Below are 23,547 nucleotides of genomic sequence, written 5' to 3' on the forward strand. Positions count from 1 at the left end.
GGGCCACCCTAGTGGGTGGCCCGGCGCCGCCCGCAACCGGATTCCGCTCAGGGGCAGTCGGGGGACCGGACGCCGTTCAGGAAGTACTCCACGTGGGCCGTGTCCGCCGGGTCGAGCGGGGCGGTGCCCAGCAGCAGCCGGTAGTAGATCGGGCCGAAGAGGTGCTCCACCATGGTCCGGGTGGGGGCGTCCGCGCGGAGCTCCCCCGTCGCGACGGCGGCGTCGAGCCGTGCCTGCCAGCGCTGCATCCGCGGCTCGAAGAAGCTGGCGCGCAGCTCCTCGGCCAGCCCGGGATCGGTCTGCGCCTCCGCCACCAGCGCGCGCCAGACGGTGCCGAGCCCGGAGTCCAGCAGCCGCACCACGGCCTGCGTCCCGCTGGTGAGGTCCCGGCCGAGGTCGCCGCTGTTCGGCACGTCCCGTGCGGGCCCGGTGCGGTCGTTCAGCGCTTCCAGCAGCACCGACGCCTTCCCCGGCCACCAGCGGTAGATGGTCTGCTTGCCCACGCCCGCCGCGGCCGCGATGGCGTCCACGGTGACCCGCGCGTACCCGTCACGGACCGCCAGCTCCAGCGCCGCGTCCAGGATCGCGCGGCGGGAACGCTGGCTGCGCAGCTCGGGGTTGGGGGTCGCGTTCATGCCGGGAATTCTAGCGACGCGAGACGGTCTGTCTCGTCTTGACAGCGAGTCAGTCGTACCGGAAGGATGATCACGCCGCGAGACGAGACGCACTGTCTCGTGGCTGCCGGCCGACACCGCCGGCAGCTCGCTCGACCCGCGAAGGCCCCGCTGCTTCCCCGCTCGCGGGGCCTTCGCTCGGCGAGAGCCACCGGCCCGGGCGGGCCGTGACCCCGGCTCAGGCGGGGGCCACCTCCTCCGCGAACCACCACCGGGTCGTCTCCGCGGTGTCCTCGATGGCGATCCCGCGGGCCCGCAGGGCGGTGCGGATCGCATCGGCCTCCGCGAACCTGCGGGCCTGCCGCAGCTCGCGACGCCGGGCCAGCTGCGCCTCGACCTCGGCGTCCCGGTCGCGGTCGTCCAGCACGAAGGCGTCGAAGAGGTCGTCGATCTCGGTGAGCAGCGCCAGGGCGGCGAGGCCCGCCGGCTCCTCGCGCCGGTTCTGCTCGCGGACGTAGTCGAAGAGCGCCGCCAGCGCACCGGGTGTGTCGAGGTCGTCGTCCAGCCGCTCGTGCACGGCCGCCCGGGCCGCCCGGACCAGCTCCGCGCCGGCGGCGCTCTCCTCGTGGTCGCGGTCGATCAGCCGGGCGAAGTTCTCCACCCGCCGGCGGGCCGCCCGGGCCTGGTCGAGGGCGGCCCCGGTCAGCTCCAGCGAGGAGCGGTAGTGCTGGCTGAGGAAGGCGTACCGCAGGGTGCGGAAGTCGGCGGTCCGGAGCAGGTCCCGGACGGTGAGGAAGTTGCCGGTGCTCTTGGACATCTTCGCCCCGTCCACCCGCAGCAGACCGGTGTGCATCCAGTACCGGGCCAGCGGCTCGGTCCCGGACGCGGCCTCCAACTGGGCGATCTCGGCCTCGTGGTGCGGGAAGACCAGGTCCACCGCACCGCCGTGCAGGTCGTACTGCGGCCCGAACAGCGCCTCGGTGATCGCCGTGTCCTCGATGTGCCAGCCGGGCCGCCCCTCCCCCAGCGGGGTCTCCCAGTACGGCTCCCCGGGCTTGCGCGCCTTCCACAGCGCGAAGTCCCCCGGGTTGCGCTTGCGCTCGTTGTCGTCCACCCGGGCCAGCGAGTCCTCGGGCCGCACCTCGGTGCGCCCGGAGAGCTTCCCGTACCCGGGGAACGTGGTGAGGTCGAAGTACCACCCGTCGTCCAGCCGGTACGCGTGCCCGCGCGCGATCAACCGCTGGACCTGGTTCACCACCTCGTCGATGTGGTCGTGCGCCCGGCCGAACACGTCGACGTTGGTGTTGTGCAGCGCCGCCATGTCGTCGAAGTAGTGCCGCTCGAACTCGGCCGCGAGGGCCCGCGGATCGACCCCAAGCTCGGCGGCCCTGCGGATGATCTTGTCGTCCACGTCGGTCAGGTTCTGCGCGTACGTCACCTTGAAGCCGCGCTGCTTGAGGTAGCGGGCGACGAAGTCGAACTGGGTGTACGTCTTGGCGTGCCCGACGTGGCTGAGCCCGTAGACCGTGGGACCGCAGACGAACATCCGCACCTCGCCGGGCGTCCTGGGGACGAAGTCCTCCGTGCGCTTGGTCAGGGTGTTGTAGAGGCGGATGGCCATCTCGGGTTCTTCTTCCTCGGCGTGCGGTGACCGTCTGCTTGTCGAGGGTAGGGAGGCAGTGCTGCCGGAGTGTTGCGGGAGCATCGACAGTTCGTGGCGATTCTTGTGGGACAAAGTGATTGACGGACCATCAGTGATGGGCGAGCAGGGCGCGGACCGGATTTCCCGTTCTGGAAAGGCCCGGTCCTTGACCGGCCGGCGCCCGGCTCGGGAGCACCGGGCCCCGCTGGACTCAGGAACGGTCGACAAGCCGGCCTGACGTGAGGGCGGCGAGGAAGGCGGCGAAGGCCCGGTCCGGGAAGGTGAGGACCGGGCCGTGGGGGTCCTTGGAGTCGCGGACCGGTGTCGCGCCGACGAAGCCGTCAGCGACCTCGATGCATTCGCCGCCTTGTTGGCTGTACGAGCTCTTCCGCCACACGGTCCACCGCTCCTCATCGTCAGGCCCGCGAAAGGTCTCCGGCCTTGATGCCCGCAATGAAGGAGGCGAACGCCTCGGCGGAGAACATGAGGGCCGGGCCCTCGGGATCCTTTGAGTCGCGGACCGGGCTGGCGCCCGGCAGCGCGTGGCCGATCTCGATGCACTGGCCGGCCTCGTGGCTGTACGAGCTCTTGCGCCACACGGCGCCGTTCAGGTCACTGTGCATGCCTCTCGAAGTCCTCTCGTACCTTGCGGATGAAGCGGAGCGAAGCCGCCCTGGAAAGAGCCTCAACCTGGAGGTGGTCGTAATCCCGAAGGATCTCGCTGACGGCTTCGGCGTCCCGCTCCAGGTACCCGCGCCGCTGTGTCTCCCCATAGGCCACCATGGAGCGCCCGGGGAGTGTCAACAGGGTTACGGGGTGAGCGAACGGCCTGCTCTCACCGAGCTCGAAGGGTGCCACCTGGATGGTGAACCCTGGACGCTCGCAGAGCTCCTCAAGGTACCGAAGCTGACCGATCATCGTGGGAACGTCGCCGATCGGTCGACGCAGGCAGGCTTCGTCGAGTACGGCATGGATCGTCGGCGCTGGATCACGATTCAACCTACGCTGTCGGGCCAGCCGGATCTCCATACGCTCATCGGCCAACTCCTTCGGGACAGTGCCACGCCGGACCGGAGCATCCTGGTACGCCCGCATGTACGCAGGGGTCTGGAACAGGCTCGGGACGATGTTGAGCTCGAACACCCTCATCGAGATGGCCTGCGCCTCAAGGTTCATGAGTTCGGCGAAGCCCTCCAACACATTGGCGTGCTGGGCCGACCACCACATGAGCTCCAGCAGGTTGCCGGACTCCAGTCCCCGGTCGGCCGCCTTTGCGAAATCCAGCTTCGGGGATTTGAGTGCCGTTTCCACGGCCGAGACGTGGGTGTCCGAGTACCCCATCCGCCGGCCCAGCTCGCTCTGGGTCCAGGCCTTCTCGTTGCGCAACTTGCGCAGTTGGATCCCGAACGGCGCGTACGGACCTGACTGTGGATCAAGCTTCTTCTGGTTCACAGCACTTACCTCGAATCCCCAGAGGGCAACTGGAAGCTAGAACTCCTTCCGATCGTAAGCACATCGGCCGATGCTTGGAGGTGAAATGGCAACAGAAGGGAACCATTCGATGACCGAGAGCAACCACGCCTCCCGCCTGTCCCGCATCGTCGCCCACCGGCACGCCGAAGCGACCACCGCCCTGGAGGAATTGAAAGTCGTCCTCGCCCTCGACGGCATCACCCTCCCCTCCGCCTGCGTGGACCACCAGCCCGGCGTCTTCACCGGCGACGTCCTGATCGACCTCGGCCGGGTCACCAGCGAGACGGCCGACAAGATCACCGACCTGCTCCAGGACGGGCTCAACTCTCGCAGGCGCAGCACGATTTGATCTGCCTCCTGGTTCTCCTCCGCCGGCTGCGCGCCGCCCTCGCCCGCGCCCGCCGCACCCCTCCCGGCTGTCCGCTCAGCTGGCCCAACTGTCCCGTCTGCACCCCTGACTGAGGCACCGCCCCATGCGCAACCGCACTCCCCCTCCGAGCCTGATGACCCTGAAGGTCTACCGGATCACCGCTACCGGCCGCCGGATCCAGCTCCACCGCGCGACCGTCCGCCTCGGTGAGCCGTACACCCGCCCCCTCACCGGCGAGTGGCCGCCCTGCGCCTGCCCGATCTGCCCGCCGCACGACGAGGCGCACAGTGAGGTGCACGAGCCCGCCTGAGCGCCCCCGCCCGACCGGAAAGCGCCCCCTCTGCATCCGGTGACCGCGCGCCGCCCCACCGGCCGCCCACCATCGGGCACATCATGGCCGGATCGCCGCCTCGACCCCCGCTTCCGTTTCCGGAGTGGGCGAAGCACCTTCGAGACCGCGACCATCGAGCGCCCGCCACGACACGCGGCCGGACCAGGAACGGCTCCTGACGAGTTGTCACCCGTTTTGCCCGCCCGGCAGAGTGGCCGCCGTGCACCGCGAGATACGCAACCACAACTCGGGCAACGCCCAGGTCGTGATCCAGGCCGGCGAGACCCACGGGCCGCTCACCATCAACCTGCACGCGCCCGACCGGAACGCACCCGTCGAGCGGCTGGCCCGTGCCGTCGCTGCCCAGTGGTCCGCCGAGGCCAAGGTGCGCGGCCTGTTCGGGCCCGCGCCGATGGCGATCACCTGGCAGACCGCCGATCGCCGCCCCTGGCTGACCGGCGGCGACGCCGCCGCCTTCGCCGACCGCTTCCTCGACCTGCCCGCACCCCGCCGCCTCGTCCTGCTCGGCGAACCCGGCTGCGGCAAGACCAGCGCCGCCGTCCTCCTCGTGCACGAGTTGCTGAACCGGCGACGACCGGGCCAGGCCGTTCCCGTCCTGCTCTCCCTCGGCTCCTGGGACCCGGAGACCGAACACCTCTCCCAGTGGCTGGCCCGCCGCCTCGCCGAGGAGTACCCGGTCCTCGGCCGACGCGCGCTCCAGCAGGCCGGGAAGCTGCTGGACGCCAACCTGGTCCTCCCCGTCCTCGACGGCCTCGACGAGATCCCCGCAGGACGCCGCACCCAGGCCCTGGCGAAGCTCAACCAGGCGCTGGCCGACCAGGACCCGATCGTCCTGACCTGCCGCAAGCAGGAGTACAAGAAGCTGTCGACCGAGGCACTCGGGCGGGCCACCGTGATCGAGGCCCTGCCCCTGAACCGCGAGTCCGTCCGCAGCTACCTGCTCGCCCCCGCCACCCCCGAACGCACCGCCCGCTGGCAGCCCGTCCTGAACCACCTCATGGTCAAACCCGGCGGACCGCTGGCCAGCACCCTCACCGACCCCCTGATGCTCGGCCTGACCCGCACCGTCTACGCCGCCGAACACGGCCGCAACCCCGCCGAACTCGTCACCGACAAGCGCCTGCGGACCCAACCCGCCATCGAACAACACCTGCTCGACGCCGTGGTACCGACCGCCTTCCCCACCGGCCCGAGCGACCGCAACGCCGCCCACTGGCGCCGGCGACGGTGGCGGGAGGCCCGGGCCAAGCGCCACCTGGCGTTCCTCGCGCAGCACCTGGGGCGGTTACAGAGCCAGGAACTGGCCTGGTGGCGGCTGGAGTTGGACGGACGCCGAGCCGAGAACAGCCAGGCCCTGATGGCCGTCGTCCTGCCCCTCGTCGTGACGGCCTCGGTCCTGAGCACCCTCGTCAGCGGCCACAACCTGCGCATCGGCACGCTGTTGAACATCGTCGGCTTCCCGGTGGTGATCACCGCGTTCGCGCTCTGGAAGGGCGGCGGACAGCGGCGGCGGGCCGTGTCCGCCCCGGCGAGGGTGATCGAGCCGCTCATCGGGGTGCCGCTGGGAGCCGTGCTCGCGGCCGTGACGACCGGGCTCGGGGACCACACCGGTCTCCTGCAGCCCCGCGTCCTGCGGATGGTCCTGACCGTCGCCATGGTGCTGCCCCCGGCCGTCCTGACCGTGCTCTGGGACGGTCGGCAGATCGGCCCCGAAGCCGCCACACCGGCCGGCCTGCTGGCCCGCCAACGCCGTCCCCCGCTCGTGCTGGCACTGCTGGTGGCCACGGTGCTGATCCCCGGCAGCCTGCTCCTGGACCGTCTGCTCGGCCCGCCGTACTCCTGGCTGCCGCACCACCGCTACCCGACCGGCAACTTCACGCAGCTGCTGGTCGGCTCGGTCTGCTGGGCGCTGGCCTCCTCTCGCTGGGGCGCCTACCAGGTCACCCGCCTCCGCCTCGCCTGCACCGGCTGCCTCCCCTTCCGCCTGATGCGCTTCCTCGACGACGCCCACCACCGCGGCGTGCTCCGCCAGGAGGGCAGCACCTACCAGTTCCGCCACGCCCGGCTGCGGGAGCGACTGGCGGAGAAGGAGTCGTGATCCCCATGACCTGCTCACTCCCGGGTACGGCAGGACGGCGGGCCCACCATGCATGAGGTCCGCAACGAGAACTCCGGTGCCGCCGGGGTCGTGCTCCAGTCCGGAGTGCACAACGGCTCCGTCGTCATCCACACGGGCGGGGCCGGACGGAAGGCGCCGGAGGAACGACTGGCTCGTGCCGTGGCCGTCCAGTGGTCCGCCGAGGCCAAGGTCCGCGGCCTGTTCGGCCCGGCGCCGATGGCCATCACCTGGCAGGCCCCCGACGGCACCACCTGGCTCACCGGCGGCGACGCCGCCGCCTTCGCCGACCGCTTCCTCGACCTGCCCGCCCCGCGACGGCTGGTGCTGCTCGGCGAAGCCGGCTGCGGCAAGACCAGCGCCGCCGTCCTGCTGCTCCACGGACTGCTGCAACGACGCCAACCGGGCCAACCCGTCCCCGTCCTGCTCTCCCTCGGCTCCTGGGACCCGGAGACCGAACACCTCTCCCAGTGGCTGGCCCGCCGCCTCGCCGAGGAGTACCTGAGGTTGGACCCGGGTGGGCTCAGGAAGACCGAGAAGCTGTTGGACGCGGGGCTGGTCCTCCCCGTCCTGGACGGCCTGGACGAGATCCCGGAACCGCGCCGCGCCACAGCCCTCGCGAAGCTCAACCAGGCGCTGGCCGACCGGGATCCGATCGTCCTGACCTGCCGGGGGAAGGAGTACCGGGACCTGGCTGCCGAAGCCCTCGGACACGCCACCGTCGTCGAGGCCCGGCCGCTGGAGCGGGAGGCCGTCCGCAGCTACCTGCTCGCCCCCGCCACCCCCGAACGCACCGCCCGCTGGCAGCCCGTCCTGAACCACCTCAAGGCCAAGCCCGGCGGCCCGCTGGCCACCACCCTCACCGACCCCCTGATGCTCGGCCTGACCCGCACCGTCTACGCCGCCGCCGGCGGCCGCGACCCCGGCGAACTCGTCACTGACAAGGGCCTGCGGACCCAAACCGCGATCGAACAGCACCTGCTCGACGCCGTGGTACCGACCGCCTTCCCCACCGGACCGACCGACCGCAACGCCGCCCACTGGCGACGCCACCAGTGGAAGCCGGCCCGCGCCCAGCGCCACCTGACCTACCTCGCACGCCTTCTGGAGCGCCAGGAGAACCCGGAACTCGCCTGGTGGCGCCTGGAGCTGGACCACGGCGTCGGCGAGAGCAACCGACAGCCGCTGGTGACCGTCGCCATGGTCGTCATGCTCTGCGCAGCGACACTGAACGTGTTCATCGGGGACCGGCACCTGACGCTCGTTCCGCTGCTGAAGGCGATCGGGTTCCCCGCGCTGATCATCGGGTTGGCGCTCTGGGTCGGTGGCCACCAACGCCGACAGGCGCAGGACCGCCCGCTCAGGGTGCGCGAGCCGATCATCGGGATCCTGCAAGGGACGGTGTTCGGGGTCCTCCTGCTGGCGGTCGTCAGCTACTCCTCGGCCAGCCACTACCTCTCCCAGGTCCTGCGGATCGGCGCGGCCGTCGCACTGCTGCTGCCCCCGGCCGTACTGACGGTGCTCTGGGACCGCCGACAGATCGGTCCGGAGGCCGCCAGCCCGGCCGGCCTGCTGGCCCGGCAACGCCGTCGCCCCCTCGTGCTGGCGCTGATGGTGGCCGTCGTGCTGTTCGCGGGCAACCTGTGGCTGGACCACTCACTCGGGTCGCCCTACGCCTGGCCGCCGCACCACCGGTACCCGAGCAGCTACTTCAGCCAACTGGTCACCGGCTCGGTCTGCTGGGCGCTGGCCTCCTCCCGCTGGGGCGCCTACCAGGTCACCCGCCTGCGCCTCGCCTGCACCGGCCACCTCCCCTTCCGCCTGATGCGCTTCCTCGACGACGCCCACCACCGCGGCGTCCTGCGCCAGGAGGGCAGCGTCTACCAGTTCCGCCACGCCCGGCTGCGCGAACGCCTCGCGGGCACAAAATCCTGATCTTGTGGGGACGAGGTGCAACCGATCGTTAGTTGCGCAACTCCTTACTCATATGAAACTCACGGGCACCCCGTTCATGATCCTGACCGTCCTGCTGGTCCCGCTGTCCATCGCGCTGCTGATGACGGCGTGGCGCCGGGTGGGCGGGCCCCGGGGCCTGCAGTTCCTCGGCCGGCTCGGCCTCGTGCTGCTCGCCCAGGCGACGGCGGTGCTCATGGTGTTCGTGCAGGTCAACGATGCCAACCAGCTGTACGCGACCTGGGGTGACCTGTTCGGGTCGGACAGCCACGTGCGGTCGGTGGCCGCGCCGCCCACCGACAACGGGCCCGGCGGCGGCAACGGCCCGGACCAGCCCAAGGTGATCCAGCAGTGGCACGCGGTGGACGATCCCCTGGTGCCCAAGGACGTGAAGCAGACCCAGCTCAAGGGACGCCTGTCCGGGGTGGACGGCGAGGTGCTGGTCTGGACCCCGCCGCAGTACGACGACCCGGCCTACCAGGGCAAGACCTTCCCGGTGGTCGAGCTGCTCGCCGGCTTCCCGGGGTCGGCCAGTGCCTGGTTCGGCAGCATGGACGTGTCCAAGCAGCTGGCACCGCTGATGAAGTCGGGTCAGGTGGCGCCGTTCATCCTGGTCTCGCCGCGGGTGACGCTGCTGCAGGGGCACGTCGACACCGGGTGCGCCGACGTGCCGGGGAAGGTCAACGCGGAGACCTGGCTCGCCCGGGACGTGCCGCAGATGGTGCTGGACAACTTCCGGGTGGACCCGGCGGCCGAGCACTGGGCAGTGGCCGGCTACTCGGCGGGCGCGCACTGCGCCACCCGGCTGGCGATCGCCCACCCGAACCGGTTCCGGGCCGCGGTCGCGATGTCCGGCTACAACGACCCGAACGGCGAGTCGGACTCGCTGACGGCCAAGGACCCGCACCTGCGCGAGACCTGCAACCCGCTCTACATGCTGACCCACGCGCAGACCCCGCCGGACGTCGCGCTCTACCTGACCGGCCGCAAGGGCGACGGGCTGGAGGACGCGCAGGCGCTGCAGAAGGCCGCCAAGGCGCCGACCACGGTGACCCCGGTGGAGACCACCGGCCCGCACCTGACCTCCACCTGGAAGCCGATGGTGCCGACCGTCTTCAGCTGGCTCACCCAGCAGTTGAAGGCCTGACGCACCGTCCGGCGGGGGGCCGACCCCGGGTCAGCCCCCCGCCAGCACGCCCACCAGGGTGCCCAGCAGCAGGCAGGGTCCGAACGGCAGCGGGTCCTTGCGGCCGGCCCGGCGGGTGGCCAGCAGCACCGCGCCCCACACCGCCGCCAGCAGGAACCCGGCCAGCACGCCCTGGTAGACGGCCCGCCAGCCGTACCAGGCGAGCAGCGCCGCCAGCGTGGGCGCGAGCTTCACGTCCCCCAGGCCCATCGGCCCGAGCAGCGCCAGCAGTCCGTACAGCAGGAAGAGCACCCCGGCCGCCACCAGGCACCCGATCAGCGCCCGCGGCCGGTGGTCCCACAGCGCGGCCGCCACCAGGAGCACGGCGGTGCCCACCCCCAGCGGCAGGGTCAGCGCGTCCGGCAGCCGGTGCACCGCCAGGTCGACGAAGGCGAGCACCACGCCGAACAGCGCCACCCACACCAGCGCGGGGCCGATCGGCCCGGCCACCGCCGAGCCCACCGCCGCCCCGACCGCGACCGCGACCACCTCGACCGCCAGCGGCGCGGGCCGCAGCCGCTCGCCGCAGCCGGGGCAGCGCCCGCTCGGCGGCAGCCAGCGCGGTACCCGACCGCACCCGCACCGCCCGAGCTCCTCCCCCGACGCCACCGCGTACCGCGCCACCGCGCCGCGCAGCACCGGCGCCACCGCCGCCCCACCGAGCGCGCCCAAGATCTCCGGTATCACGGATACCCCTCTACCCTGCCGGGGCGCGGCCACGCCCCGTACGATCTGCTCGCTTGCTCCGTACCAAAAGGGGGAACCACATGGAGCCGTTGGACACCACAGATCCCGAGGCGATCGGTCCGTACCGCCTCATCGCCCGCCTCGGCGTCGGCGGCATGGGCCGGGTGTACCTGGCCCGCAGCGCGGGTGGACGGACCGTCGCCGTCAAGGTGGTCCGCGGCGAACTGGCCGGGGACCAGGAGTTCCTGACCCGGTTCGGCCGCGAGGTGGCCGCCGCCAGGGCGGTGGACGGCGCGTACACCGCACCCGTGGTGGACGCCGAAACCTCCGGCGCGCAGCCCTGGTTGGCCACCTCCTACGTGCTGGGCCCGTCGCTGACCGATGCGGTGGCCGAGCACGGCCCGCTGCCCGAGCACTCGGTCCGCGCACTCGGCGTCGGCCTGGCCCAGGCGCTGCGCGCGGTGCACGCGGCCGGCCTGGTGCACCGCGACCTCAAGCCCTCCAACGTGCTGCTGGCCGCCGACGGTCCGCGGGTGATCGACTTCGGCATCGCCCGGGCGCTGGACGGCGACCAGATGACCCGGACCGGGATCGTGGTCGGCTCGCCCGGCTACATGTCGCCCGAGCAGGCGGCCGGTCTGGCCATGTCCCCCGCGAGCGACGTCTTCTCGCTCGGCTCGGTGCTGCTCTACGCGGCCGCCGGGCACGGGCCGTTCGAGAGCGAGTCGGGCCCGGCCGCCCAGCTGTACCGGGTGGTCCACGACGAGGCGGACCTGAGCGAGCTGCCCGCGTCGCTGCGCGAGGCGGTCGGCGCCTGCCTGGCCAAGGACCCGGCCCGGCGGCCCACCCCCGAGCAGTTGAGCGCGATGCTGGCGCCCGACGGGCCCCAGTCGCTGCTGCGCGACGGCTGGCTGCCCGCGCCGGTGGCCTCCGCGCTGGCCCGGCACGCGGCCGCGGTGATGGACATGGAGGCGCCCGAGCGCACCGCGTCCGCCGCCGCACCGGCGGCCTACTCCCCCACCACCACCGACGGGCGGGCGGTGGCCGATCCGGGCACCGTGCTGCTGGGCGGCGGCGGTGCGGCCCCCGAACCCGGCACCATGAAGCTCGGCGCCACCGCGGCCGGCACCGCGCCGACCGCGGTGCAGCCGGCGGGCGGTGCGCCCGGGCCGTCCCGACGCGGCCTGCTGGTGGCCGGCGGCGGGGTGCTGGCGCTGGCCGCGGCCGGCGGCATCGGCTGGGCGCTGAGCGGTGGCGGCGGCGGCAAGCCGGTCGCAACCGGCACCACCAGTGCCAAGCCCTCGCCTGACGCCGGCACCCGCAGCGCCGTCCCGCTGCCCGCCCCGACCGCGACCCGGCCCGACGGCGTGCCGCCCACCCCGCTGTGGACCTACGCGGCCAAGGGCCGGCTCGGCCTGAACCCGGCCCAGTACATCGGCGGAGTGCTGCTGCCCCCGGGGGACGCGCTGGTCGCGCTGGACCCGACCAACGGGTCCGAGCTCTGGTCCCGTCGGGACGTGCAGGCGCTCGAGATGGCCGCGCACGGCAGCGACGTGTACGTCGCCGCGCTCGGCGGCGCGGTGGGCTACGACCTCAAGTCCAGTGCCCAGAACTGGCAGTCGGTCGACAAGGCCAGCGACAACCGCACCATCACGACCAGTCGGCTGCTCGGGGCGGACGACAAGCACCTCTACCTGCTCGCCGACCTGACGGACGACAGCTTCACCAGCACCAGCGGGGTGCTGGCCTTCGCGCTGGACACCAAGCAGGTGGCCTGGTTCCAGGAGCGCAAGAAGGGCACCGACACCGTCTTCATCTCCGGGATGGTGGCCGGCGGCAACGTGTTCTACACCGACGCCGACAAGAACCTGGTGGCCCGCAGCGGCGCCGACGGCGCCCAGGTCTGGTTCGCCAACACCGGCTCGGACGCGGCCTTCCAGCCGGCCGCCGACGACACCCAGGCGTACTGCCTGGTGGACGGGACCGGCCTGCAGGCGCTGCGGCTGAGCGACGGCGCGCAGCAGTGGAAGATCCCGCGGCCGGCCGGGCGGCTCGGCATGTTCTCCCCGGTGCTGGCCACCGGCGGAGTGGTCTACGGCAGCGACGGCTCCGCCTCGGTCTCCGCCTGGAGCGCCAAGGACGGCACCCAGCAGTGGACCTGCGCACTGCCCAGGACTCCCTCCGGCCTGGTGCCCCCGGTCCTGGTGCACGACACCCTGTTCGTCCCGGGCAGCGACGACGAGGGCGTCTACGCGGTGGACGTGAAGCACGCCAAGGTCCGCTGGACCTTCAAGAACGGGCAGAGCAACGGCGACTGGTACCTGTCCACGGACGGCGAGCGCCTGTTCGCGCTCTACCAGTCCACGGTGTACTGCCTGCCGCCGGTCTGACCGGAGGGCTTCCCAGCGGCCGCCCGGCCCACCAGAGTAGGGACCTGACCGACCGTCACTCTGGCCGCACGGGGAGCACACAGCATGGGGCCGCAGCCACTCGGGCCGCAGGATCCGGACACCGTCGGGCCGTTCGAGCTGCTGGCCCGGCTCGGCTCCGGCGGGATGGGCCGGGTCTACCTGGCCCGGGTGCCGGACGGCGGCCCGGCGGTGGCGGTCAAGGTGGTGGACGCGGACTACGCCCGCGGGCGGGACTACCGCCCGCGGTTCCGCGCCGAGGTGGCCGCCGCCCGGACCGTGCGCAGCCCGTACGTGGCCGCACTGGTGGACGCCGATCCGGAGGCCGCCACGCCCTGGCTGGCCACCGCGTACCTGCCCGGGGGATCGCTGCGCGACCTGGTGCACGAGTGCGGCGCGCTGCCCGAGGGGGTGGTGCGCCGGCTCGGCGCCGGGCTGGCCGAGGCGCTGGCCGCGATCCACGGCGCCGGGCTGGCGCACCGCGACCTGACGCCCGCCAACGTGCTGCTCACCCGGGACGGGCCCCGGGTGATCGACTTCGGCATCGCCCGGGCCGCCGGCGCCCCCACCCTGACCCGCACCGGGGCGGTGATCGGCACGCCCGGTTACGTCGCCCCCGAGCACGCGGCCGGCTTCCGGGCCGGGCCGGCCGGCGACCTCTACGCCCTGGGCGCGGTCCTGCTCTTCGCCGCGACCGGCAACGCCCCGCACGCCGTCCCGGGGCCGGGCACCGGCGGCTCCGGACCACCCTGGCGGACGGCCCGGCTGGCCGGGCGCGGACCGGACCTGCGCGGGGTGCCCGTCACGCTCCGCCCGCTGCTGCGCGAACTGCTGGCCCAGGACCCGCTGGACCGGCCGGTGGCCCGCTCGCTCGCCGCCCGGCTGCTGCCCGGCACCGACCCGGCCGGGGCCGGGCCGACCTACACCGCGGACTGGCTGCCGGAGCCGGTGCGGGAGGCGGTGCGGCGGGACGCCGCCGCCGCCGACGCCTACCTGGCCCGGGCCGCGACGATCCCCGCGAGCACCGCCACCGGCGCCGGTACCGGTGCCGCGGACCGCGCCGCCGGGCCCGGTCGGCGCGGACTGCTGCTGGCCGGCGCCGCCGTCGGCGCCACCGCGGCCGGCTTCGGACTGGCCGCACTGCTGCGCCCGCACCCCGCCGCCCCCGCCCCGGTCCAGCTGGAGCCGCTCTGGCAGGTCGGCAGCGCTCCCCCGGAGCTGCGCTTCGCGTCCGCCGGCCGGGACCGGGCGGTCGTCTACACCGACCAGTCCACGCTGATCGCGGTCGACAGCCGGCAGGGCACCGAGCTGTGGCGCCGTGCCACCGACTCGCCGATGACCGACCCGCAGGTCAGCGACCGTCAGGTGGTCGTGCTCAACGGCTCCGCGCTGCTCTGCCTGGACGCGGCCACCGGCGCCGTGCGCGCGACGGTCGGCCAGGTGCGCACCGCGGACGGCCCGATCGTCCCCACCACCCTGGTCGCCGCCGACGGTGCGGCCGTCTACGGCGGCGGCCCGGTGCCGGTGGCGGACGGGCTGCCCACCCGGTTCGGCTGGTTCTCGGTGCCACCGGGCCAGTCCGCGGCCACCTGGTCCTTCACCGAGGCGATCGAGCTGTCCGGACTGATCTACACCCCGGCCTCCGCCTTCCGCGGCCTCTCCTCCGCGCTGCTGCTCCTCGCCGACGACACCGGCAACCTGGTGGCCCGTTCCCCGGGCGACGGCGGGTTCCGCTGGAGCTACCTGGCCCGCGGCCTGCAGTGGGTGAGCGGCGCGGCCTCGGTGATCCGCTCCAGTTGGGCCACCGTCCCGGCCGACGGCAGACGGATCTTCGTCCCGACCTACCAGGACGAGTCGGTGCTCCAGTCGCTGGGCGCGGGCGACCGCAGCGAACTGCGGCACGTACGGCTGCCGGCCGGCGCCAACGGGCCGTGGACCCCGGCGGTGGTCCACCGCGACCTGGTGATCACCTCCTGCGGGGAGCCGCTGCTGCGCGGCTACGACCCGGTGGACCTGCAGCTGCGCTGGACCTGCCCGCTGCCCGCGCCGCCCGCCCAGGCGGCGCCGCTGGTGGTGCGCGACTCGCTGTACGTGCCGGGCGCGCTGGGACACCTGTACCAGGTGGACCTGCTCCGGGGCCGGGTCAGCGGCTCGTTCGCCCCGGACTCCCGGTTCGGCGCCGAGTGGCGCCTGGCCACCGACGGCACGCTGCTCTTCGCCGCGTTCGGCCCGGCGCTGTACGCGCTGACCGTGCCGTAGCCCGGCTGCCCCGCGGGAAATCCCGTGGTCAAGAACACGCGCGGGCCGAGGTGGCGGACCCGTACAGTTTGCGCATGCAGGTCATCCAGTCCAGCAAGCTCGCCAATGTCTGCTACGACATCCGCGGCCCGGTGCTCGATGAGGCGATGCGACTGGAGGACCAGGGGCATCGCATCCTCAAGCTGAACACGGGCAACCCCGCCGCCTTCGGCTTCGAGGCGCCCCCGGAGATCCTGCAGGACATCCTGCGCAACCTGGCCGGCGCGCACGGCTACGGCGACTCCAAGGGCCTGCTCTCGGCGCGCCGCGCGGTGGTCATGCAGTACGAGGAGCGCGGCCTGCACGGGCTGACCGTGGAGGACGTCTTCCTCGGCAACGGCGTCTCCGAGCTGATCCAGCTCGCCATGACCGCGCTGCTGGACGACGGCGACGAGGTGCTGGTCCCGGCCCCGGACTACCCGCTGTGGACGGCGTCGGTCAGCCTGGCCGGCGGCACCGCGGTGCACTACCGGTGCGACGAGCAGTCCGAGTGGTACCCCGACCTGGCCGACATCGCGTCCAAGGTCACCGACCGCACCCGGGCCATCGTGGTGATCAACCCGAACAACCCCACCGGCGCGGTCTACCCGCGCGAGGTGCTGGAGGGGATCGTCGAGATCGCCCGCCGGCACCAGCTGGTGGTCTACGCGGACGAGATCTACGACAAGATCCTCTACGACGACACCGAGCACGTGCCGCTGGCCACCCTGGCCCCCGACCTGTTCTGCGTCACCTTCAACGGGATGTCCAAGGCCTACCGGGTGGCCGGCTTCCGGTCCGGCTGGATGGTGCTCTCCGGCGACCGGCACCGGGCCCGCAGCTACATCGAGGGCCTGACCGTGCTGGCCAGCATGCGGCTGTGCGCGAACATGCCCGCGCAGCACGCGGTGGCCGCGGCGCTCGGCGGACGGCAGTCGATCAAGGACCTGGTGCTGCCGGGCGGGCGGCTGCTGGAGTCCCGGGACGCCGCCTACCGGCTGCTGAACGAGATCCCGGGCGTCAGCTGCGTGAAGCCCAAGGGCGCGCTGTACGCGTTCCCGCGGCTGGACCCCGCGGTCTACAAGATCAAGGACGATGCGCAGATGGTGCTGGACCTGCTGCGCTCCCAGCGGATCCTGATCGTCCAGGGCACCGGCTTCAACTGGCCGGAGCCGGACCACTTCCGCCTGGTCACGCTGCCGCGCCCGGAGGAGATCGAGGACGCGGTGACCCGGATCGGCGACTTCCTCTCCGGGTACGTGCAGCTCTGAGTCCGTCCGGACGTTCCCGGGTCCGTCCGGACGGACACCGACGGCCACGGGCTACGGTGCGGCGGTCCCAGTGATCCTGGTCGGGGAGGGACCGCCGCACCGAAGGCCGCGGCCGTCGGTTCTTTCCTCATCGGCTCCGAGGACGCGGAATCAGCTGTTGAGGGCTCAGCTGATGCCGCGTCCGCCGTCGGAGCGTCAGCCCAGGCGCTTCACCAGCGCGCGGTACTCGTCCCAGAGCGCCTCGGGGGTGTGCTCCCCGAACAGCTCCAGGTGGGCCGGGATCAGCGCGGCCTCCTGCCGCCAGATCTCCGGGTCGACCGAGAGCAGCAGCTCCAGGTCGGCGTCGGTCAGGTCGAGGCCGTCCAGGTCGAGCGCGTCCTTGGTCGGCAGCACGCCGATCGGGCTGTCCACGCCCGCGCCGGTGCCCTGCAGGCGCTCGACGATCCACTTGAGCACCCGGCTGTTCTCGCCGTAGCCCGGCCAGACGAACTGGCCGTCGGCGTCCTTGCGGAACCAGTTGACGTAGTAGATCTTCGGCAGCTTCTCGGCGTCGGCCGCCGCGCCCAGCTTGAGCCAGTGCGCGAAGTAGTCGCCCATGTTGTAGCCGCAGAAGGGCAGCATCGCGAACGGGTCGCGGCGCAGCTCGCCGACCGTGCCCTCGGCGGCCGCGGTCTTCTCCGAGGCGATGTTGGAGCCGAGGAAGACGCCGTGCTGCCAGTCGAAGGACTCGGTGACCAGCGGGACCGCGGTGGCCCGGCGGCCGCCGAACAGGATGGCCGAGATCGGCACACCCGCCTGGTCCTCCCACTCCGGGGCGATGGTCGGGCACTGCGCGGCCGGCACCGCGAAGCGGGCGTTCGGGTGGGCGGCCGGCGTCCCGGACTCCGGGGTCCAGTCGTTGCCGCGCCAGTCGGTCAGGTGGGCCGGCGGCTCCTCGGTCAGGCCCTCCCACCAGACGTCGCCGTCGTCGGTCAGCGCGACGTTGGTGAAGACGGTGTTGCCGTAGAGGGTGTCGATCGCGTTGGCGTTGGTCTCCGCGCCGGTGCCGGGGGCGACACCGAAGAAACCGGCCTCCGGGTTGATCGCGTAGAGCCGGCCGTCGGCGCCGAACCGCATCCAGGCGATGTCGTCACCGATGGTCTCCACCTTCCAGCCCGGGACGGTGGGCTGGAGCATGGCCAGGTTGGTCTTGCCGCAGGCGCTCGGGAAGGCGGCGGCGATGTACTTCGCGTCCTGGTTCGGCGCGGTCAGCTTGAGCACCAGCATGTGCTCGGCCAGCCAGCCCTCGTCCCGGGCCATGGTGGAGGCGATGCGCAGCGCGTAGCACTTCTTGCCGAGCAGCGCGTTGCCGCCGTAGCCCGAGCCGAAGGACCAGATCTCGCGGGTCTCCGGGAAGTGCGAGATGTACTTGGTGCTGTTGCACGGCCACGCGACGTCCGCCTGGCCCTCGGCCAGCGGGGCGCCCACGGTGTGCACGGCCTTGACGAAGTCGCCGTCCTCGCCGAGCTGGTCCAGCACGGCCTGGCCCATCCGGGTCATCACGCGCATCGAGACGGCGACGTAGGCGGAGTCGGTGATCTCGACGCCGTAGGCCGCCAGCGGGGAGCCGACCGGGCCCATGGAGAACGGCACGACGTACATCGTGCGGCCCTTCATCGCGCCGCGGAACAGGCCGCCCTCGCCGTTCGCGCCCTGGAAGACCTCCCGCATCTCGGCGGGAGCCTTCCAGTGGTTGGTCGGGCCGGCGTCCTTCTCCTGCTCGGAGCAGATGAAGGTGCGGTCCTCGACGCGGGCCACGTCGCTCGGGTCGGAGGCGGCGTAGTACGAGTTGGGGCGCTTGGCGGGGTTGAGCTTCTTGAACGTGCCCTGAGCCACCAGCAGGTCGGCGAGGCGCTGGTACTCCTCCTCCGAGCCGTCGCACCACTCGATGCGGTCGGGCTGGGTGAGCTCGGCGATCTCGGTGACCCAGGCCACCAGGCGGGCGTGGCGGGTGGGGGCTGCCGTGCTGACGGCGAGATTCTCCTGCGACACGATCGCTCCTTCACGCCGACTCATGCCGTGAGTCAGGCGTCCGGGGGTTGAGGGTGCTTAGCAGCGTAGCCCCGGCTTCCAGGCCCCAACACGGCACGATGTCAGTTTTGAAGCAACTTTTGCTACGTGATGGACAAAAACTGGGTCGTCGGGAGGCTCTCCCGGCAGGGCTCGAGATCGACTGGATCACATCCGAACGCTCCAGAATGGCCAAAAGTGACGAGAGCCACTTCCTACCTGGAAGTAACCTACGCTTCCGTAGGTAGCATGTGGCCATGACTGCGGACCGGGTCGAGGGTGGTGCTGTGGATACTGCGGCGACGGGCGGGGCGGGCGTGGTCGCCCGGGAGACCCGCGAGAGCAAGCCCGCGTGGCGCGGCTGGCTGCACGCCGGGATGTTCCCGGCCGCGGTCGCCGCGGGGATCGTGCTGATCTGCCTGGCCGACTCGACGCAGGGGCGGATCGCCTGCACGGTCTACTCGGTGAGCGCCTGGCTGCTGTTCGGGGTGAGCGCGGTCTACCACCGCTTCGACTGGGGCCCGCGCGGCGACGCGATCCTGCGGCGGCTGGACCACGCGAACATCTTCCTGATCATCGCGGGGTCCTACACGCCGTTCACGATCCTGCTGCTGCACGGCGGACGCCAGGAGCTGCTGCTCTGGCTGGTCTGGGGCGGCGCGCTGGCCGGCATCGCCTTCCGGGTCTTCTGGGTCGGCGCCCCGCGCTGGCTCTACACGCCCTGCTACCTCGCGCTCGGCTGGGCGGCGGTCTTCTTCATGCCCGACTTCCTGCACACCGGCGGGGTCGCGGTGATCACCCTGATGATCGTCGGCGGCCTGCTGTACAGCGCGGGCGGCGTGATCTACGGGCTCAAGCGGCCCAACCCGTCACCGCGTTGGTTCGGGTTCCACGAAGTCTTCCACGCCTTCACCCTCGGGGCCTTCATCGTGCAGTACGTGGGCGTCTCGCTGGTGGCGTACAGCACCGCCTGACTCCGGGTACCCGATCGCCGGGACGGTGGCGCGCTGGTCCCGGACCCGGCGGCAGCGGTCGCAGTGCGCGCTGTCCGGGCGGCTGTCGTGGCCGTGGTGCCCGTGCGCCACGGGTCGGAACCGGCGGCCGACGTGGATCATCACCAGCACCGCCTCGACCGAGGCGACCACCCAGACCAGCGGGGCCCCGTCGGCCAGGTAGGCGGCCACCACCGCGAGCGCGGCGCCGACCACGGCGACCGTGCCCCAGAACTGCAGGTCCCGAGTGTCCTTCATGGCGTCGCCACCTCTCCCCGTCCTGACCCAGTGGCACATCGTATCCACTGACAGTCACTGGCCGTAGTCGACGGCAGGCGAACAGTGCATCAATCTTTCATCAACTTCGGGTGCCGCCGACGGCACTCGATGCCCTAAGGTGTCCGGACCTGCCACAGTGCCCCGCACGGGTGTTCCCGTGCGGGGCACTGTCGTTGCCTGACTGTACGTCAGTTGGCCTGCCGGCGGCGGCGCAGGCCCAGGGTCGCCCCCGCCAGGGCGGTGACCCCCAGGGCCGCGGCGGCCGTGACGACGGGCAGGGTCGTCCCGTCGTCCCGCACCCCCGCGGTGGCGAAACCGCCGCCGAGGCCGGCCTTGTCGTAGGCGGAGCCGGGCAGCTTGTCGCCGTACCGCTGGCGCACCAGCTTCTGGTAGGCGGCCAGGCCGACCCCGCCCGCGCCCACCGAGTCGCGGGCCTCGGTGTCCAGCGGCAGCACCCGGCCGCCGCGCAGCACGTACCAGGCGTTCAGCTGCGGCTCGCGGAAGACCGTGCCGCCCCCGGCGGCCGCACCGCGGGCCGCGTAGTCGGTCTCGTCGCTGCCGGAGGCGATGTTCACCACCTGCCAGTGGTCGCCCTGCCGGGCGGTCCAGACCGAGGCGCGCTGGCCATCGGCCGAGACCGCCTCGGTGGCGGTGAAGTCGACCCGGGCCACCGGGGCGCCGGCGGTCCCGGCCACGAAGGCCGGGTCCAGGGTGTAGACGGGGACGGTGTCCCCGACCAGGGCGGGCGCAGCCCGGTCGGCCGCCTGAGCCTCGGCCGCGGCCGACAGGGCGAGCGGCGTGGTGGGCGGCACGCCCCTGCGGGCGAAGAAGTGGCCGAGCTGGTCGAGCACCGCAGGCGCCCGGGCGGCGTCGCGGGCGGCGGCGAGGTCGCTCTGGGCCACGGTGGCGGGGGCCTGCGCCTGGGGCTGCGCGGCCGCCGCGAGCGGGGCGGCCAGCGCGGTGGCGGCGAGGGCGGCGGTCAGGGGTGCGGCGATCCGGACGATCTTCATGACGGCCACCTCACGCGCCGATCCGGTACAGGGAGTGGGTCCAGGAGAACGAGTTGTTGCTGACGTAGTACCAGTAGTCCGCCCAGTTGTAGCGGTAGTCGGAGGGCCAGGGGTCGCCCCAGTAGACCCAGTTGTTGCTGACGTCGTAGCCGTACAGCACCTCCATGTGGCCGCCGCCGGAGGACCACTGGATCCGGGTCTCCACCGGGCGGTTGGCGTCGATCTCGCCCTGCACGGTGGAGTAGTAGAGGTACCCGTTGACGTAGCTGCCGGGGTTGATGCCGATCCAGCTCAGTGCGGACTGCACGTTGTCCAGCGAGGCCTGGCTGTTGGGGCAGCTGGAGTCGATCGAGCGGCCGAACGCGGCGTTGCAGAACTGGTTCTGGGTGTAGCTGTAGCCGTAGTAGCCGGCGATGGTGTCGCCGCTCGCGGCCCAGCACCAGTTGGTGTTCTGCTGCTGCTGCATGCTGATGTTGAGGGTGCGCCAGGTGCTGCCGGCGGTGGCGGCGTGCGGGGCGGCGGTGTTCGGGACGGCGGTGCGGTCGGCCGTGCGGACCGTGGGGGCGGTCGCGGCGGCCGCCGGGGTGCTGGTGGCGGCGGTCAGGGCCGGGGCGAGGGTGGCGAGTGCGGCGACGGCCAGGGCCCGGCGCAACCTGCCGGCTCTGGCCCCGGGCGTTCCGGGAGCGGACATGGCGATTCCTCCTTGCGGTGAAGGCAGGGAAAGGAAGTGGGGGACACGCGGCCCGTCGCCGTCCGGATCGGCGGCGGGGTGTCGACGAGCATCGGGCCGTTGACCGCCGCTGGTCAACGGACCCGGGAGCGGGGTGCGCGGCGAAGTGAACGCGACCCTCCGAGTGTGAACGCCACCGGCCGCTGCCCACCGGGAGGGTGACAAGGAACCCCGGACGTGTGAACATTCACCACCACCGCGCCGGATCCCCCACCGGGCGCGGGCAGTTCACCCCGCCCGGACCCCTCCCGGCCGGGGTGGCACGTCGCGCCCGGCTCCCCACGGCCCGGGCGGGAGAGGAGCACGCCGTGCCTCGCACGCCCCAGGCCCAACCGCCCGACCTGGCCTCGGTGCTGCGCACCGGGCCGTTCCACCTGGCGCTGCGCGCCGCGCTCGCCGCGCGCGGGCTGGCGCTGCACCGGGTCCAGCAACACCTCGCGCAGCGCGGGGTGCAGGTGGGCGTGACCAGCCTGAGCTACTGGCAGCAGGGCCGCCGACGTCCCGAGCGGGTCGAATCCCTGCGCGCGGTACGCGCGTTGGAGGAGGTGCTGGAGCTGCCGGCGCACTCGCTGACCCGACTGCTGGGCCCCCGGACGCCGGCCGCGGCCCCGCCTCCGGTGGCCACCCGCCCCTACCGGGACCTGATCACCCCCGCCGACGCCGTGGACGGCCTGCTCGCCGAACTCCCCGGCCCGCGCGACACCGGCGTGCACACGGTGGCCCACATCGAGCGGATCCGGATCGGCCCGGACCGCCAACTGGTCCGCCGGGACTCGCAGCACGCGGTGCGGGCGCACCGGGACGGGATCGACCGGTACCTGGCGATCTACCAGGGCGACCCGGGCTGCGACGTCGCGTCGGTGCGGGTGCGGGCCGAGGAGAACTGCCGGCCGGGCCGGGTCCGGCGCGACCAGTCGGCCCACCTGGTGATCGCCGAACTCCTGCTGGACCGCCGGCTGCGGTCCGGCGAGACCCACCTGCTCGGCTACGGCTTCGACGACGCGCCGTCGGCCGCGCCGAGCACCGAGTACGTGCGCGGCTTCAACTCCGGTACGGGGCAGTACGTGCTGCAGGCCACCTTCGACCCGGCGGCGCTGCCGGTGCGGTGCCACCGGTTCGCGGCCGACGCCCCCGGGGCGGCCCCGCGCGAGCGGGAGGAGCTGACGCTGGACGGGCACCACTGCGTGCACCTGGTGGCCACCGGGTTGGGGCCGTGCCTGCTGGGGGTGAGCTGGGACTGGGACTGAGCGCTACCCGGCGGTGAAGTCGAGCAGGAGGCTGTCCTCCACCGGCCGGTAGCCGATCCGCTGGTAGATCGAGTTGCTGGTCGCGTTCGCCAGGTCGGTGAAGAGCAGCACCTCGTCCGCGCCGCGCTCGCGGCCCACCGCGGAGACCTCGGCCACCAGCGCGCTCGCGTAACCGCGGCCCCGGGCCTCGGCCGGGGTGTAGACCTGGCCGATCCGGGTCGTCCCGGCCAGCACCTCCGACAGCCCGGCCAGCGCCACCGGCCGTCCCGCCGCGTCCTCCCACAGGAAGACCCCCCGCGCCGCGAGCCGGCGGGCCACGATCCCCGGCACGTCGTACGCGACGAACCCCACCTGCTCGAAGAACTCGCCGAACCACCGCACCAGCAGCTCCGTGTCCGCCGCCACCGCCGCCCGCGGGCGGCCGGCCACCCCGGTGGGGGCCGCCAGTTCCGCCAGCCGGTACAGCCGGTGCGCCTGGTTCACGGTCACCCGCGCGCCGGCCAGCTCCGCCCACCGGTCCGCGAACGCCCGGGCTGCCGCCACCGGCCCGCCGACGCCCGGCTGCTCCTGGCCGACGACGGCCTCCGCCAGCTCCGCCGCCGCCCGGGCCGGCATGGCGCCCAGCCGGAGCGGCTGCGGCGGGGTCTGCGCGTAGGCACCGGCCACCGGCTCGCCCGGCCCCGGACGCCACCAGCCGAACCGCGGCGCGCACGCCGGATCACCGCCGGCCGCGCCGCCCGCCGCGAGCTGGTGGGCCAGCGTCAGCAGCACCGTGTTCTCCACCGGCCGGCCCCGCAGGAACGGGCCGGCGTGCTGCTGGAACTCGGCCACCGACTCGGAGAGGGTCCACGTCATCCACCGATCGTGCGCCATCCCGTGGCCCGGTCGCAC

Annotated in this window: 20 protein-coding genes; 10 read left to right on the forward strand and 10 right to left on the reverse strand. The window is 72.9% G+C overall.

Going from position 1 to position 23,547, the window contains the following annotated elements; translation table 11 throughout:
* Window positions 1-47 precede the first annotated feature (47 nt).
* The 5 genes from ACFW1A_RS11305 to ACFW1A_RS11325 all read right to left on the reverse strand — a co-directional run bounded on the left by ACFW1A_RS11305 (window position 48) and on the right by ACFW1A_RS11325 (window position 3,708).
* Entirely contained in the window at window positions 48-635 is a 588-nt protein-coding gene (locus ACFW1A_RS11305; protein ID WP_380407509.1) for a TetR/AcrR family transcriptional regulator, read from the reverse strand.
* 217 nt (window positions 636-852) lie between these two features.
* Window positions 853-2,235 (reverse strand): cysteine--tRNA ligase, encoded by a 1,383-nt coding sequence (gene cysS / locus ACFW1A_RS11310; protein WP_380407512.1) that lies wholly within the window; start codon window positions 2,233-2,235, stop codon window positions 853-855.
* A 232-nt stretch (window positions 2,236-2,467) separates the two neighbouring features.
* The gene (locus tag ACFW1A_RS11315) at window positions 2,468-2,653 is read right to left on the reverse strand and encodes a DUF397 domain-containing protein (RefSeq protein WP_380407514.1); all 186 of its coding nucleotides are present in this window, start codon (window positions 2,651-2,653) and stop codon (window positions 2,468-2,470) included.
* A 19-nt stretch (window positions 2,654-2,672) separates the two neighbouring features.
* Complete coding sequence (locus tag ACFW1A_RS11320) at window positions 2,673-2,879, reverse strand: DUF397 domain-containing protein (protein ID WP_380407517.1); 207 nt, start codon at window positions 2,877-2,879, stop codon at window positions 2,673-2,675.
* A complete protein-coding gene (locus tag ACFW1A_RS11325) occupies window positions 2,869-3,708 on the reverse strand; it encodes a helix-turn-helix transcriptional regulator (RefSeq protein ID WP_380407520.1) in 840 nt (279 codons plus the stop codon). The genes ACFW1A_RS11320 and ACFW1A_RS11325 overlap by 11 nt, the downstream gene beginning before the upstream one ends.
* Window positions 3,709-3,817: 109 nt before the next feature.
* On the opposite strand from ACFW1A_RS11325, the gene ACFW1A_RS11330 reads away from it, so the two are divergent.
* The 5 genes from ACFW1A_RS11330 (at window position 3,818) to ACFW1A_RS11350 (ending at window position 9,667) form a co-directional block, all read left to right on the forward strand.
* Complete coding sequence (locus ACFW1A_RS11330) at window positions 3,818-4,078, forward strand: hypothetical protein (protein ID WP_380407523.1); 261 nt, start codon at window positions 3,818-3,820, stop codon at window positions 4,076-4,078.
* Window positions 4,079-4,202: 124 nt separating this feature from the next.
* On the forward strand, window positions 4,203-4,409 hold the full coding sequence (locus ACFW1A_RS11335; RefSeq protein WP_380407526.1) for a hypothetical protein: 207 nt from the start codon (window positions 4,203-4,205) through the stop codon (window positions 4,407-4,409).
* Window positions 4,410-4,650: 241 nt separating this feature from the next.
* Window positions 4,651-6,549: an NACHT domain-containing protein gene (locus ACFW1A_RS11340; RefSeq protein ID WP_380407528.1), complete on the forward strand. Its 1,899-nt coding sequence runs from the start codon at window positions 4,651-4,653 to the stop codon at window positions 6,547-6,549.
* Window positions 6,550-6,597: 48 nt separating this feature from the next.
* A complete protein-coding gene (locus ACFW1A_RS11345) occupies window positions 6,598-8,502 on the forward strand; it encodes an NACHT domain-containing protein (RefSeq protein ID WP_380407530.1) in 1,905 nt (634 codons plus the stop codon).
* Window positions 8,503-8,554: 52 nt separating this feature from the next.
* Entirely contained in the window at window positions 8,555-9,667 is a 1,113-nt protein-coding gene (locus tag ACFW1A_RS11350) for an alpha/beta hydrolase (RefSeq protein ID WP_380407532.1), read from the forward strand.
* A 30-nt stretch (window positions 9,668-9,697) separates the two neighbouring features.
* Here ACFW1A_RS11350 and ACFW1A_RS11355 read toward each other — a convergent pair whose 3' ends face one another.
* Entirely contained in the window at window positions 9,698-10,393 is a 696-nt protein-coding gene (locus tag ACFW1A_RS11355; protein WP_380407534.1) for a prepilin peptidase, read from the reverse strand.
* Between the two features lie 80 nt (window positions 10,394-10,473).
* Here ACFW1A_RS11355 and ACFW1A_RS11360 point away from each other — a divergent pair, with 80 nt between their 5' ends.
* The 3 genes from ACFW1A_RS11360 to ACFW1A_RS11370 all read left to right on the forward strand — a co-directional run bounded on the left by ACFW1A_RS11360 (window position 10,474) and on the right by ACFW1A_RS11370 (window position 16,349).
* Window positions 10,474-12,783 carry a protein kinase gene (locus ACFW1A_RS11360; protein WP_380407536.1) on the forward strand — a complete coding sequence of 770 codons (2,310 nt, stop codon included), beginning with the start codon at window positions 10,474-10,476 and terminating at the stop codon, window positions 12,781-12,783.
* 84 nt (window positions 12,784-12,867) lie between these two features.
* Complete coding sequence (locus ACFW1A_RS11365; protein WP_380407538.1) at window positions 12,868-15,060, forward strand: PQQ-binding-like beta-propeller repeat protein; 2,193 nt, start codon at window positions 12,868-12,870, stop codon at window positions 15,058-15,060.
* Between the two features lie 74 nt (window positions 15,061-15,134).
* Complete coding sequence (locus ACFW1A_RS11370; protein WP_380407540.1) at window positions 15,135-16,349, forward strand: pyridoxal phosphate-dependent aminotransferase; 1,215 nt, start codon at window positions 15,135-15,137, stop codon at window positions 16,347-16,349.
* Between the two features lie 195 nt (window positions 16,350-16,544).
* Here ACFW1A_RS11370 and ACFW1A_RS11375 read toward each other — a convergent pair whose 3' ends face one another.
* Window positions 16,545-18,380, reverse strand: a complete 1,836-nt coding sequence (locus ACFW1A_RS11375; protein ID WP_380407542.1) for a phosphoenolpyruvate carboxykinase (GTP) — start codon at window positions 18,378-18,380, stop codon at window positions 16,545-16,547.
* A 275-nt stretch (window positions 18,381-18,655) separates the two neighbouring features.
* Between ACFW1A_RS11375 and ACFW1A_RS11380 the strand changes: the two genes are divergently transcribed.
* On the forward strand, window positions 18,656-19,372 hold the full coding sequence (locus ACFW1A_RS11380; RefSeq protein WP_380407544.1) for a hemolysin III family protein: 717 nt from the start codon (window positions 18,656-18,658) through the stop codon (window positions 19,370-19,372).
* Between the two features lie 485 nt (window positions 19,373-19,857).
* On the opposite strand, the gene ACFW1A_RS11385 is transcribed toward ACFW1A_RS11380, so the two are convergent.
* Window positions 19,858-20,679, reverse strand: coding sequence for a hypothetical protein (locus ACFW1A_RS11385; protein WP_380407546.1), 822 nt, complete (start codon window positions 20,677-20,679; stop codon window positions 19,858-19,860).
* Window positions 20,680-20,689: 10 nt separating this feature from the next.
* Window positions 20,690-21,370: a papain-like cysteine protease family protein gene (locus ACFW1A_RS11390; protein WP_380407548.1), complete on the reverse strand. Its 681-nt coding sequence runs from the start codon at window positions 21,368-21,370 to the stop codon at window positions 20,690-20,692.
* A 347-nt stretch (window positions 21,371-21,717) separates the two neighbouring features.
* Here ACFW1A_RS11390 and ACFW1A_RS11395 point away from each other — a divergent pair, with 347 nt between their 5' ends.
* Window positions 21,718-22,656 (forward strand): hypothetical protein, encoded by a 939-nt coding sequence (locus tag ACFW1A_RS11395; protein ID WP_380407550.1) that lies wholly within the window; start codon window positions 21,718-21,720, stop codon window positions 22,654-22,656.
* Window positions 22,657-22,659: 3 nt separating this feature from the next.
* Here ACFW1A_RS11395 and ACFW1A_RS11400 read toward each other — a convergent pair whose 3' ends face one another.
* Window positions 22,660-23,511 carry a GNAT family N-acetyltransferase gene (locus ACFW1A_RS11400; RefSeq protein WP_380407552.1) on the reverse strand — a complete coding sequence of 284 codons (852 nt, stop codon included), beginning with the start codon at window positions 23,509-23,511 and terminating at the stop codon, window positions 22,660-22,662.
* Window positions 23,512-23,547: the final 36 nt, after the last annotated feature.

The organism is Kitasatospora sp. NPDC058965, assembly GCF_042741245.1.
Classification (GTDB): Bacteria; Actinomycetota; Actinomycetes; order Streptomycetales; family Streptomycetaceae; genus Kitasatospora.